The sequence below is a fragment of the Pseudomonas sp. St386 genome (assembly GCF_018325865.1).
GTDB lineage: Bacteria > Pseudomonadota > Gammaproteobacteria > Pseudomonadales > Pseudomonadaceae > Aquipseudomonas > Aquipseudomonas brassicacearum.
On sequence record NZ_AP021900.1, the window covers coordinates 1,082,130 to 1,094,708 of the forward strand.

A 12,579-nucleotide genomic window follows, 5' to 3' on the forward strand; every position below is an offset into this window, starting at 1 on the left:
CTTTTGATGCCGGTCTTTTTAGGTGATACGGCTATTGGTTTTTGCAACTCATTCACAGCTAGCAAACGTTTGCATGGCGCCTGATCGACGAATTCAGGCAAGACGCCTGCGTGAGGGCTTCCAAAGGAAGCCCTCGCTGTGTGGCTAAGCGGTTATGGGTTCAGGCTGACGCCCGAGAACACGTTGCGACCGAAGGGGCTGACTTTGAACCCTTCGACTTTGGCACTCAGCGGCTGGTTGACCGTCGAGTGGGCAACAGGGGTGATCGGCACTTGCTGCTTGAGCAACTGCTGGGCCTGTTTGTAGAGCACGGTGCGCTGGTCGCGGTCGGTGACGACCTTGGCCTGCTTGATCAGCTTGTCGTAGTCCTGGTCACACCACATGGAGTAGTTGTTGCCGCCAATGGCGTCGCAGCTGTACAGCGTGCCCAGCCAGTTGTCCGGGTCCCCGTTGTCGCCGGTCCAGCCGATCAGGCTGATGTCGTGCTCGCCGTTCTTGGTGCGCTTGATGTACTCGCCCCACTCATAGCTGACGATCTTCACCTTCAGGCCGATCTTGGCCCAGTCGGCCTGGAGCATTTCGGCCATCAGCTTGGCGTTGGGGTTGTACGGGCGCTGTACGGGCATGGCCCATAGGGTGATTTCGGTGCCTTCCTTGACCCCGGCGGCCTTGAGCAATTCCTTGGCTTTTTCCGGGTTGTAGGGAGCGTCCTTGACGGTGTCGTCGTAGGACCATTGGGTCGGCGGCATGGCGTTCTGCGCCAGTTGCCCCGCGCCCTGGTACACGGCATTGAGAATGCCTTGCTTGTTCACCGCCATGTCCAATGCCTGGCGCACTTCGACCTGGTCGAACGGCTTGTGGCGGGTGTTATAGGCGATGTAGCCCAGGTTGAAACCAGGCTTCTCGATCAACTGCAGCTTGGGGTCGTTCTTCAAGGCTGGCACATCGGCCGGACGCGGATGCAGGGTGACCTGGCATTCGTTGGCCTTGAGCTTCTGCACCCGTACCGACGCGTCGGTATTGATGGAGAAGATCAGGTTGTTCAGCTTGACCCGTTCCGGCGCCCAGTACTGCTGGTTGGCGACGTAGCGGATGTTGGAGTCTTTCTGGTAGCTCTTGAACTCGAACGGCCCGGTGCCGATCGGCTTCTGGTTGATGTCGCTAGGCTTGCCGTTCTTGAGCAACTGGTCGGCGTACTCGGCCGACAGGATCGCGGCAAAACTCATGGCGATGTTCTGGATGAACGCGGCGTCCACGCTGTTGAGGGTCATGACCACGGTCAGCGGCCCGGTCGCTTCCACCTTGGCGATGTTCTTGTTCAGGCTCATGCCGTTGAAGTACGGGAACTCGGTGGGGTAGGCCTTGCGGAACGGATGCTGCGGGTCAAGCATGCGGTTGAAGGTGAACAGCACGTCGTCGGCGTTGAAATCCCGGGTCGGTGTGAAGTAGTCGGTGGTATGAAACTTCACGCCTTCGCGCAGGTGAAACGTGTACTTCAGGCCGTCTTCGGAAATGTCCCAACTTGTCGCCAGGCCTGGGACGACATTGGTCGCGCCTTTTTCAAACTCGGCCAGGCGGTTGTACAGCGGCTCGGCGGCATCGTTGTCGGTGGCCGTGGTGTATTGCGCAGTGTCGAAACCGGCGGGGCTGCCTTCGGAACAGAACACCAGGCTGCCGCCAGCGGCCTGGGCTGCGGACGTCGTGGCCAGCAGGCCGGTGCCCAGCAATGCGGATAAAACCAAGGTATGGCGCATGACGCTCCCTCTCTCGTTCGGGGTGTTTTAACAGTGAACCGGTGTCCTTCCGGGGACCCGGAGCACTGAGCTCATTCCATTGCGTCGCGATGCCGCAGGATCAGCAAGCCGTCCAGGTCCCGACGGTAGGAGCCGTGGGCCAGGCGGTGAATGCGTAATGCCTGAAAGACTTGTGGGAAAGGGCGATACGTCCTAAACCAACTGCTGTGGTACGCAGTGCTTTTGGATGCAGGCGATTTCCTGAGTCTTGGTCTCGGCAGATACAGCAACGGCGACGTTGAAGACGTCGCCGTTGCCTATCTTTATTTGCTGACGCTGACGCCGTAGAAGGAGTTCAAGCCAAATGGGCTGATCTTGAAATCCTGCACGTTGGCGCGCATGGGTTGATACACCGTCGAGTGAGCGATAGGTGTCATTGGCACGGCATCCTTGAGGACGTGTTGTGCCTGTTTGTACAGTTCGGTGCGTTTGGACTGGTCGGAGGTGCGCTTGGCTTGCTTGACCAGATCGTCGAATTTCTTGTCGCACCATTTGGAGAAGTTGTTGCCACTGAGCGAGTCGCAACCGAACAGCACGTTGAGCCAGTTGTCCGGGTCACCGTTGTCACCGCTCCAGCCGATGATCATCGCCTGGTTCTCGCCGCCTTTGGAACGCTTGATGTACTCGCCCCATTCGTAGCTGACGATGTTGACGTTCAGGCCGATTTTCTTCCAGTCGGACTGCAGCATCTCGGCCATCAGCTTGGCGTTCGGGTTGTACGGACGCTGGACCGGCATCGCCCACAGGGTGATGTTGGTGCCTTCCTTGACGCCGGCTTCCTTGAGCAGCTCCTTGGCTTTCTCAGGGTCGTACTTGGCGTCCTTGATGGTGGTGTCGTAGGACCATTGGGTCGGCGGCATGGCGTTGACAGCCAACTGGCCGGCGCCCTGGTAGACCGAATCGATGATCTGCGGCTTGTTGACCGCCATGTCCAGCGCCTGGCGAACTTTCAGGTTGGCCAGCACGTTCGGCTCGTTGCTGCCCTTGATCTTGTCCATCACGTTATAGGCGATGTAGCCCAGGTTGAAACCCGCCTGGTCAGGCATCTTCAGCGCTTTATCTTCCTTCAGGGCCTTGAGGTCGGCCGGGCGTGGGAAGAGAGTGATCTGGCATTCGTTTTTCTTGAGTTTCTGCATGCGCACCGACGGGTCGGTGGTGATGGCGAAGATCAGGTTGTCGATCTTCACGTCGTCAGGCTTCCAGTAGTCCTTGTTCCCGGTGTAGCGGATGTTGGAGTCTTTCTGGTAGCTCTTGAACACGAACGGGCCGGTGCCGACTGGCTTCTGGTTGATGTCGGAGGCCTTGCCTTCCTTGAGCAACTGGGCGGCGTATTCGGCGGACTGGATCGAGGCGAAGCTCATGGCCATGTTCTGGATGAACGCGGCGTCGACATCCTTGAGGGTGAACTTGACGGTGTGGTCGTCGACTTTATCGATCTTGGTGATGTTGGTGTCCATCCCCATGTCGGTGAAGTATGGGAACTCGGTCGGGTAGGCCTTACGGAACGGGTCATCCTTGCTGATCATGCGATTGAAGGTGAACAGCACGTCGTCGGCGTTGAATTCGCGGGTCGGCTTGAAGTACGGGGTGGTATGGAACTTGACGCCTTCACGCAGGTGGAAGGTGTAGGTCAGGCCGTCTTCGGAAATATCCCATTTGGTCGCCAGGCCAGGAATCACGGCGGTGCCGCCACGTTCGAACTGGGTCAGGCGGTTGAACATGGTCTCTGCAGAGGCGTCGAAGTCGGTTCCGGTGGTGTACTGACCAGGGTCAAAACCGGCCGGGCTCCCTTCGGAGCAGAACACCAGGTTAGTCGCGGCTTGGGCGAAAGGTGCGCTGGCTAATAAGCTTGCGCCGACTAAAAACGGAATGACCGCTTGTTTAAGCATGTTGGCCTCATGATTTGTTGTCATTTTTGGATTTGAGGGCGACCTCGTGAGTCGTCCTGCGGATACTTATGCAGGCCCCATACCCAATGCAAGATCCAGAGCGGTCACAAGTCCGAAACAGTGGCACGAACGTACCTTAATGTCGCATCTGTGTAACTTCCGACGCATTTGATCGTTTGCGCGTGTTTTTTCGGGGTAAATCACGCTCTTTTCGGGGGCGTTTTTCGGCTGTAGTGCACCGGGAATGGGCAGGTGTTACCACTTCAAACCCGCGCCGTAGATGGGTATGGGGGCTATGGGCTGAGTTTGAAATCCCTGTTTATCGCTCCAGTCGGTTGTCGGTTATCGGGGGGCAGATGTAAATCATTGCAGCATGTTCGCCATTTTTTGCGCGCTTGATGTGCTTGCTTCATTCATGCTGACGATGGTCTTGATCCGATTCTGCTGGAGCATTTGTGCTGCATTCGTGCGTTAGGGGGACGTTGCACCGTCATTGCTCATGAGTTGAGGGTGGTACCCGGCGCAACCTGCGGTTTCACTGGGTGGCGCCTTGTTGTTTTGGGGGCGAGGCTGTCTGGTCATACACCCGTCAGGCCTGTGGGAGCAAAGCTTGCTCGCGAGGCGGCCTGACAGTCGACCTGGCTCTCCCGGTCGTACCCGATCCAAGTGTGGGAGCGGCCTTGCTCGCGAAGGCGACCTGATAGCTGGCCTTGTTGATCGAGTACATATCCATTGCTGCGGTAACGGCTGCTTAGGGTTCCGCCCTGACGGCGGCTCACTTTTGAGAAGCCCGGAAGCCGGCCCAGTCAAAAGTAAGCAAAACGCTCTTGCCCCACCACTCGGCACCTCGCCTAGGCTCGGTGTGCCCTCACTCCGGCATTGCTCCGTGGGCCGCCGCGAAGGGCCATCCATGGCCCAGCGCGGCTATCCCGGCATCCATGCCGGGATACCCACTCCACAATGCCTGCGTTCGGCCAGCGTGGTTAACGGGGCGCTGAGATCAACGTCCGCCCCGAGGCGGCCTGGTAGCCGACCTGGTTCTCCTGGTCGTACACCCATCAGATCTGTTTGAGCAGGACCTGTGGGAGCAAAGCTTGCTCGCGAGGCGGCCTTACAGCCGACCTGTTTCTTCGGCTGTCCCCAATCCAAATTGTGGGGGCGAGCTTGCTCGCGATGAGGCCAGTAAGCTCAACATCCATGTGACTGAACCACCGCCATCGCGAGCAAGCTTTGCTCCCACAGGAGAAACGCGGTCCCACCAAGAGCCAGGTCGGCTACCAGGCCGCCTCGCGGTGGACGTTGATCTCGGGCGCCCCGTTAACCACGCTGGCTGAACGAAGGTATTGCGCAGTGGGCAACCCGGCATGGATGCCGGGTTAGCCGCGCTGGGCCATGGATGGCCCTTCGCGGCGGCCCACGGAGCAATGCCTTCGTTCAGGCATGCCGAGCCTAAGCGAGGCACCGAGTGGTGGGGCAAAAGCGCTTTGGTTACTTTCGCGCTTTTCGAAAGTGACCCGCCGTCAGGGCGGAACCCTAAGTAGCCGTCACCAAAAAAACGGATATACACACAACTCTGAAAAGGGCCGCTTCGCAGCCCAGCGGGAGCAAGCTCCCTCGCCACGGGGTTTGCGGCGTCAGGAAGCGAAGCGGCACGAGTCATTCATTTGTGTCGGAAGGATCACCGGCCCCGAAAGGAAACATCCCACAGCTTTTTAGGGTTGTCCCTCGGAAGTGGGCTCTCTAACCTTTTTCCTGTCGCTGCAAAACAGCGACCGGGAGTGGGAACCCGAAATTAATAGGTCGTAAGCCTCACGACCATAACGGCAAGTGATGGCTCCAATTTCATCAGGAGCATGCACATGAACGAAGGAAAGACTGAACCGAACTTCAACAGAACAAATCCATTGGCGGATTTCGACGCCATCGAAGACCTACTCAAAGACCGCGCCGCCGCCGAGCGCGCCCTCAATCATTACCTCAACCCAAAGCCTCCAGAGCCAAGCACCGACCCGCGCATCGACAGCCTGTTTTCCGTCACCGCCAAAGCCGATGCCGACACGCTACTGACCAGCACCTCCGAAACCTTGGCCTCGATAAAAGCCATGGCCGAGGACCTGGCCTTTGAAGTAGAGGGCACGCGGCGCAGCGTGGCGTTGGGGATTCATCAGTTGGTGGAGTTGTGCCAGTTGCTGGTGGACAAGGCGTTGGATCAGCTTGAGGCGCCGGCCAGCCCGGCACCTTAACCACCTTGTGGCGAGGGAGCTTGCTCCCGCTGGGGCGCGAAGCGGCCCCAACAGCAGCGACTGGATCCATCTGATACACCGAGGCGTCTGGTTTGGGGCTGCTGCGCAGCCCAGCGGGAGCAAGCTCCCTCGCCACGGAGTATTCTCACTCGGCTTCGGTGGTTCAGTCAGTGAGACTGGCTGAACCACCGCCGATCATCACTGCATCAACACCTCAACCACCCCATCCGCCGTCATCGTCACCTGGCTGGTGCCCGCTTCAACTTCCGGCGTCACCGACTCAGCATCCATGGACGCGGCTTTCATCATCATCTGCGGGCGCATGTACGGTTGTGGATAACCGTTGGTATTGAAGTTCAGGTTGACGATTTTGTAACCCTTGCCGCCCAGGGCGTCGGTGGCCAGTTGGGCGCGGGCCTTGAAGGCGTTGACGGCGTCCTTGAGCAGGGCGTCTTCGCTGGTTTTGCGGGTGGCGGTGGCGATGGCGAAGTCCATGCCAGCCATTTTCATGTCACCCAGCAGTTCGCCGGTGAGTTTGGACAGGGCGGCGAAGTCGGCGCTTTCCAGGCGCAGTTCCGCGCGCTCACGCCAGCCGGTGATTTTCCCGCCTTTGTTGTCGTAGATCGGGTAGCTGTTGCGGCTGCCCTGGCGCAGATTGATGTCCTTGACCTCTTTGGCCTGGCCGATGGCTTTGTTCAGCGTGGTGCTGACGGCGGCGGCGAGTTTGGCCGGGTCGGTGTTCTGCTCCTCGGTGTAGAGGGTGACGATCATCAGGTCGCGGGCCACTTCCTGGCTGGCTTCGGCGCGCAGGGAAATCTGGTTGTAGTGCAGCTCATCGGCGGCCAGGGCCGGCAGGCTGGCGGCGGTGCCGAGGCTGAGGGCGAGCAGGGCGGCGGGGCGACGGAACGTGTGCATGAAAGCTCCTTGGGATGGTGCGCAGGGGTGAGGTCCGGGCCTGCGTGAACGTTAAGACTCTAGCTTTTATGGGTGGGTTCGCACAGTTACAACTTCTATACAGATGTGCATGAGTCCAATTGACAGGGGGTGTGTCATTTCGAGGCTGTGGCGCTTTGCCGCATATCTGCCGCTGCAAGCCGCGCCTTGGTTATACTCCGTGCGATTCGCCTGGAGCGCTCATCAGGAGAGCTCATGCTCGCCCCTTTGCAAATGACATCCGCCTCTCGCCAGAACCTCTGGCGCCTGACATTCATCCGCATCCTGGTCCTGGCGGCCCAGGCCGGCTCGGTGGGGCTCGCCTATTGGTTCAACCTGCTGCCGCTGCCCTGGCTGCAATTGGCGATCACCCTGGTCTGTTCCAGCGTGCTCTGCGCGCTGACGGCGATTCGCCTGCGCACCTCGTGGCCGGTAACTGAGCTGGAATACGCCGTACAGCTGGCCGGCGACCTGTTTATCCACAGCGCGCTGCTGTATTTCTCCGGCGGTTCCACCAACCCTTTCGTCTCTTATTACCTGGTGCCGCTGACCATCGCCGCGGTGACGTTGCCGTGGCGCTTTTCGTTGATCCTGTCTGGTATCGCCCTGGCGCTGTACACCTTGCTGCTGGCGCGGTTCTACCCGCTGGAAACCTTCCCCATCGCCCGGGAAAACCTGCAGATCTACGGCATGTGGCTGAGTTTCGCCCTGGCCGCGGCGGTCATCACGTTTTTTGCCGCGCGCATGGCCGAGGAGCTGCGTCGCCAGGAAGAATTGCGGGCCATCCGCCGTGAAGAGGGCCTGCGCGACGAGCAATTGCTGGCCGTGGCGACCCAGGCCGCTGGCGCCGCCCATGAGTTGGGCACGCCGCTGGCGACCATGAGTGTGCTGCTCAAGGAGATGCGCCAGGATCACCACGACCCGGCGTTGCAGGAGGACCTCAGCGTGCTGCAGGACCAGGTCAAGCTGTGCAAGGAGACCCTGCAGTACCTGGTGCGCGCCGCCGAGGCCAATCGTCGGCTGGCCATCGACATGCAAGATGTCACCGACTGGCTCGATGAGGCGTTGAACCGCTGGCACCTGATGCGCCCGGAAGCCAGTTATCGCTTCCAGCGCCTGGGCCAGGGCCCGGTGCCACGCATGGCACCGCCACCGGACCTGACCCAGGCGCTGCTGAACCTTCTGAACAACGCCGCCGACGCTTGCCCCGAAGGGCTGGAAGTGGCGTTGGACTGGAATGCCTATGAGCTGACCATCAGTATTCGCGACCACGGCGCCGGTGTGCCGCTGGCGATTGCCGAGCAGATCGGCAAGCCGTTCTATACCACCAAGGGCAAAGGTTTCGGCCTGGGCCTGTTTTTGAGCAAAGCCAGCGTGACACGCGCCGGCGGCTCGGTGAAACTCTACCCCCATGAGGAAGGCGGCACGCTCACCGAGCTGCGCCTGCCCCATGCCGACCGAGGAGACGAAACATGAGTGACGAGATCCAAGTCGACGGCGAAGAGCTGCCGCACCTGTTGCTGGTAGATGACGACGCCACGTTTACCCGCGTCATGGCCCGGGCGATGTCCCGTCGCGGTTTTCGCGTCAGCACCGCAGGTTCTGCCGAAGAAGGCCTGACCATCGCCCAGGCCGACCTGCCGGACTACGCCGCCCTGGACCTGAAAATGGACGGTGACTCGGGCCTGGTGCTGTTGCCCAAGCTGCTGGAGCTGGACCCGGAGATGCGCGTGGTGATCCTCACCGGTTATTCGAGCATCGCCACCGCAGTCGAGGCCATCAAGCGCGGTGCCTGCAATTACCTGTGCAAACCGGCGGACGCCGATGATGTACTGGCGGCGCTGTTGTCCGAGCACGCCGACCTCGACACCCTGGTGCCGGAAAACCCCATGTCGGTGGATCGCCTGCAATGGGAGCACATCCAGCGGGTGCTGACCGAGCACGAAGGCAATATCTCCGCCACGGCCCGCGCCTTGGGCATGCACCGGCGGACTTTGCAGCGCAAATTGCAAAAGCGTCCCGTGCGTCGCTGAACCTGCGCTGAACAGGTGTTGTCCACCCCCGCGACACATCGGGTCGTTGCTCTATATGATCGGCCCGAGTCTGTTCTTTTTTTTATAGAGCCTTAACCATGAATCAGAACGCTGAATATTCCGCGGTCAATGACGCGGTGCGCGGGCAGTTTTTCCGCCGTGTCTGGCAAATGACCACGCCGTACTGGCGCAGTGAGGAGAAGGGCAAGGCCTGGACGCTGTTGATCGCCGTCATCGCACTCTCGCTGTTCAGCGTGGCGATCTCGGTGTGGATCAACAGTTGGTACAAGGATTTCTACAACGCCCTGCAAGAGAAGGACAGCGCGGCGTTCTGGCAGTTGATCCTGTATTTCTGCGGCATCGCGGCGGTGGCGATCCTGGGCGCGGTATACCGCTTGTACCTCACGCAGATGCTCACCATCCGCTGGCGGGCCTGGCTCACCGAGCAGCATTTCGCCCGCTGGCTCGGTGACAAGAATTACTACCGGCTGGAGCAGGGCGGTTATACCGATAACCCGGACCAGCGGATTTCCGAAGACCTCAACAGTTTCACTACCAACACCCTGAGCCTGGGCTTGGGATTGCTGCGCACTGTGGTCAGCCTGGTGTCGTTCTCGATCATTTTGTGGGGCGTGTCAGGCAGCATCGAAGTGTTCGGCTACACCATCCCGGGCTACATGTTCTGGTGCGCGCTGGTGTATGCGGCGGTGGGCAGTTGGCTGACGCACTTGATCGGCCGACGCCTGATCGGTCTGAACAACAACCAGCAACGCTTCGAAGCCGACCTGCGTTTTTCCATGGTACGGGTGCGTGAAAACGCCGAGAGCATTGCGCTGTACAACGGTGAACCGAACGAGAACCGTCGCCTGAGCGGCCGTTTCGGCCTGGTCTGGCATAATTTCTGGGACATCATGCGAGTGTCCAAGCGCCTGACGTTCTTCACCTCCGGCTACGGCCAGATCGCGATCATCTTCCCGTTCATCGTCGCTGCACCGCGCTACTTCGCCGGCAAGATCCAGCTGGGCGAGCTCATGCAGATCAACTCGGCGTTCGGCAATGTGCAGGAGAATTTCAGCTGGTTCATCAGTGCTTATGCCGACCTCGCCGCGTGGCGCGCCACCTGCGATCGTCTGCTGAGTTTCCGCCAGGCCATGAGCGACAACGAAGACCGTGTGCCGGCCATCGATGTGCAAAACCAGGGCGATGGGTTGAAGGTTCATCACTTGGGGCTGGACCTGGCCGACGGTCGCCATCTGCTCGATAACGCCGACATGACCGTGGAGCCGGGCGAACGGGTGATGCTCAGTGGCCGTTCAGGCAGCGGCAAATCGACCCTGCTGCGGGCGATGGGGCATTTGTGGCCGGCAGGGCACGGGACGATCCGGCTTCCGGCCGCGCGTTACCTGTTCCTGCCGCAGAAGCCTTATCTACCGATTGGCAGCCTGCGTGAGGTATTGAGTTATCCACAGGCCGGCGATATCTATCCCAACGAACGTTATGCCCAGGTGCTGGAAACCTGCCGCCTGCCGCACCTGATCCCGCGGCTGGATGAAAGCAACCACTGGCAGCGCATGCTCTCGCCCGGCGAGCAACAACGCCTGGCCTTTGCCCGCGCATTGCTTTATGCACCGCAATGGTTGTACATGGACGAAGCCACGTCGGCGATGGATGAAGAAGACGAGGCGACGCTGTACCAGGCGCTGATCGACGAGTTACCGGGCCTGAGCATCGTCAGCGTCGGCCACCGAAGCAGTTTGAAACGTTTCCATCCGCGACATGTGCGTATCGAAAATGGCCAACTGGTGGAGCGCACCGTGACAGCATAAACACCCAAAACCTGTGGGAGCGAGCTTGCTCGCGATAGCGGTGTATCAGTTGATATTGATGTGGCTGACCCACCGCCATCGCGTGCAAGCTCGCTCCCACAGGGGTTTTGTGGTGAGCCGGATGCAAATGCACGCAACCGCTCTAGTGTGGGAGCGAGCCTGTTCGCGATGAAGGCGAATCGGTCTCAGCACCAGACTCGCCGCTGCACCCACGGTGATCGTACAACCACGTTGCGCTATGATGATGCCATTCAGCCGTTTACCGAGACACAACCCCATGGAAAACCCGATCGAAGTACCACGCTTTCCCCGCAAGCGCCGCAGCCTGGCGCAGGAGCTGGTGACGGTGTTGACCGAGCAGATTCGCGACGGCCTGCTCAAGCGTGGCGATAAATTGCCCACCGAGTCGGCGATCATGGAAGCCCATGGCGTCAGCCGTACCGTGGTGCGCGAGGCGATTTCCCGCTTGCAGGCGGCCGGCCAGGTGGAAACCCGCCATGGCATCGGCACTTTCGTGCTGGACACGCCGAGCCCCAGCGGTTTTCGCATCGACCCGGCCACCGTGGTCACCTTGCGTGACGTGCTGGCGATCCTGGAGTTGCGCATCAGCCTGGAAGTGGAATCCGCCGGGCTGGCGGCGCAGCGCCGCAGCGACGAGCAACTGGCCGCCATGCGCGCCGCCCTCGACGCCTTGAACGAAAGCGCCGCCCACGCCAGCGATGCGGTGGCCTCGGACTTCGCCTTCCACCTGGAAATCGCCCTGTCCACCGGCAACCGCTACTTCACCGACATCATGACTCACCTGGGTACCAGCATCATTCCGCGTACCCGGGTGAACTCGGCGCGTTTGGCCCACGATGACCAGCAGCGCTACATGAACCGCCTGAGCCGCGAGCACGAGGAGATCTACGACGCCATCGCCCGCCAGGACTCCGAGGCGGCCCGTGCGGCCATGCGTTTGCATCTGACCAACAGCCGCGAGCGGCTGCGCCAGGCCCATGAAGAGGCGCAGGCGCAGGGCTGAAGGCGCTTCGCTGCTCGGGTGGTAAGAATGCTTTGACGAGGAACCTTTTTCCCGCCGGGCTGCGTCGTAGGAGCTGTCGAGTGCAACGAGGCTGCGATCTTGTCCCTGGCAATTGAGTCGCCAGTGAAAGATCAAGATCAAAGATCGCAGCCTTCGGCAGCTCCTACACGCAGCCCTACGCCTTGATCCGCAACATTTGCGGCTCGGATATATCGGGATCCCAGCTCTCGTAGCTAACCTCGTAACGAAGCTCAACCAATTTGTCGATGTAAGCTGTCAAGTCGGCATTGGTTAGCGTCATTGTCACATCCTTGCAGGGCGTACCTTCCTCACCCTCGGTCAGCGGTGTAAACGCACCTACCGGAGTTGGAGACGTCGAGCCGACGCCCAGAGTCAGTCGGGCGTTCGAGTACGGTTCAAAAGCTGCATCCGGAATCTTCACGCTCAACGTCTTTACCTTTGACAAGCTGATCGTGACTTCCCCAGTGGCTGGAAAGTCCTTGAGCGTCGGTTTCGCATAGCTCTTCGCCATGATGTCACTCCCTGTGAGGCAGCCCTGATCGTTGCGTACGGGCGACTCACTTAAAAGATTGAGAAAAGGACTACAGCCGGGCATGACACGGCCATGCCTGGGTTATGCCCCCTTGTCGTGACGACGCCTACTGACAGAGTTGACAGTGGCGATGAGCGGTCCTGGTGCTCGGTCGGCAAGTTTTATCTGTCTTTTCCATCCTGCTCAAAGGCCCGATTTACAAGGTTCTGCGACAAACGCCTCAACCCCTGCACCCGACAAAAGACGAAATGCAGTTGACGTTCATATTTTAAGTTGTACGATGAC

The 12,579-nt window shown here is 60.0% G+C and carries 9 protein-coding genes; 5 read left to right on the plus strand and 4 right to left on the minus strand.

What is annotated here, in order from left to right; all coding sequences use genetic code 11:
- Positions 1 to 152 precede the first annotated feature (152 nt).
- Both KI235_RS04655 and KI235_RS04660 read right to left on the minus strand, forming a co-directional pair.
- Complete coding sequence (locus tag KI235_RS04655; RefSeq protein ID WP_003197779.1) at positions 153 to 1,754, minus strand: ABC transporter substrate-binding protein; 1,602 nt, start codon at positions 1,752 to 1,754, stop codon at positions 153 to 155.
- Positions 1,755 to 2,056: 302 nt separating this feature from the next.
- On the minus strand, positions 2,057 to 3,682 hold the full coding sequence (locus KI235_RS04660) for an ABC transporter substrate-binding protein (protein ID WP_003197781.1): 1,626 nt from the start codon (positions 3,680 to 3,682) through the stop codon (positions 2,057 to 2,059).
- Between the two features lie 1,859 nt (positions 3,683 to 5,541).
- On the opposite strand from KI235_RS04660, the gene KI235_RS04665 reads away from it, so the two are divergent.
- Positions 5,542 to 5,925 carry a DUF6124 family protein gene (locus KI235_RS04665; RefSeq protein WP_013692262.1) on the plus strand — a complete coding sequence of 128 codons (384 nt, stop codon included), beginning with the start codon at positions 5,542 to 5,544 and terminating at the stop codon, positions 5,923 to 5,925.
- 198 nt (positions 5,926 to 6,123) lie between these two features.
- Here the strand turns inward: KI235_RS04665 and KI235_RS04670 are convergent, their stop codons facing one another.
- A complete protein-coding gene (locus tag KI235_RS04670; RefSeq protein WP_003197790.1) occupies positions 6,124 to 6,840 on the minus strand; it encodes an SIMPL domain-containing protein in 717 nt (238 codons plus the stop codon).
- Positions 6,841 to 7,074: 234 nt separating this feature from the next.
- On the opposite strand from KI235_RS04670, the gene KI235_RS04675 reads away from it, so the two are divergent.
- The 4 genes from KI235_RS04675 (at position 7,075) to KI235_RS04690 (ending at position 11,741) form a co-directional block, all read left to right on the plus strand.
- Positions 7,075 to 8,334, plus strand: a complete 1,260-nt coding sequence (locus tag KI235_RS04675; RefSeq protein WP_003197792.1) for an ATP-binding protein — start codon at positions 7,075 to 7,077, stop codon at positions 8,332 to 8,334.
- Complete coding sequence (locus KI235_RS04680; protein WP_003177957.1) at positions 8,331 to 8,891, plus strand: response regulator transcription factor; 561 nt, start codon at positions 8,331 to 8,333, stop codon at positions 8,889 to 8,891. Before KI235_RS04675 ends, KI235_RS04680 begins: the two co-directional genes overlap by 4 nt.
- A 98-nt stretch (positions 8,892 to 8,989) precedes the next feature.
- Positions 8,990 to 10,717: an ABC transporter ATP-binding protein/permease gene (locus tag KI235_RS04685; RefSeq protein WP_027911945.1), complete on the plus strand. Its 1,728-nt coding sequence runs from the start codon at positions 8,990 to 8,992 to the stop codon at positions 10,715 to 10,717.
- Between the two features lie 277 nt (positions 10,718 to 10,994).
- Positions 10,995 to 11,741: a FadR/GntR family transcriptional regulator gene (locus tag KI235_RS04690; protein WP_003197797.1), complete on the plus strand. Its 747-nt coding sequence runs from the start codon at positions 10,995 to 10,997 to the stop codon at positions 11,739 to 11,741.
- 175 nt (positions 11,742 to 11,916) lie between these two features.
- On the opposite strand, the gene KI235_RS04695 is transcribed toward KI235_RS04690, so the two are convergent.
- On the minus strand, positions 11,917 to 12,273 hold the full coding sequence (locus KI235_RS04695) for a hypothetical protein (protein ID WP_100264347.1): 357 nt from the start codon (positions 12,271 to 12,273) through the stop codon (positions 11,917 to 11,919).
- Positions 12,274 to 12,579: the final 306 nt, after the last annotated feature.

Coding starts and splice junctions, on each gene's coding strand:
- KI235_RS04655 (WP_003197779.1), bottom strand. CDS start 1,754: ATGCGCCATACCTTGGTTTTATCCGCATTGCTGGGCACCGGCCTGCTG.
- KI235_RS04660 (WP_003197781.1), bottom strand. CDS start 3,682: ATGCTTAAACAAGCGGTCATTCCGTTTTTAGTCGGCGCAAGCTTATTA.
- KI235_RS04665 (WP_013692262.1), top strand. CDS start 5,542: ATGAACGAAGGAAAGACTGAACCGAACTTCAACAGAACAAATCCATTG.
- KI235_RS04670 (WP_003197790.1), bottom strand. CDS start 6,840: ATGCACACGTTCCGTCGCCCCGCCGCCCTGCTCGCCCTCAGCCTCGGC.
- KI235_RS04675 (WP_003197792.1), top strand. CDS start 7,075: ATGCTCGCCCCTTTGCAAATGACATCCGCCTCTCGCCAGAACCTCTGG.
- KI235_RS04680 (WP_003177957.1), top strand. CDS start 8,331: ATGAGTGACGAGATCCAAGTCGACGGCGAAGAGCTGCCGCACCTGTTG.
- KI235_RS04685 (WP_027911945.1), top strand. CDS start 8,990: ATGAATCAGAACGCTGAATATTCCGCGGTCAATGACGCGGTGCGCGGG.
- KI235_RS04690 (WP_003197797.1), top strand. CDS start 10,995: ATGGAAAACCCGATCGAAGTACCACGCTTTCCCCGCAAGCGCCGCAGC.
- KI235_RS04695 (WP_100264347.1), bottom strand. CDS start 12,273: ATGGCGAAGAGCTATGCGAAACCGACGCTCAAGGACTTTCCAGCCACT.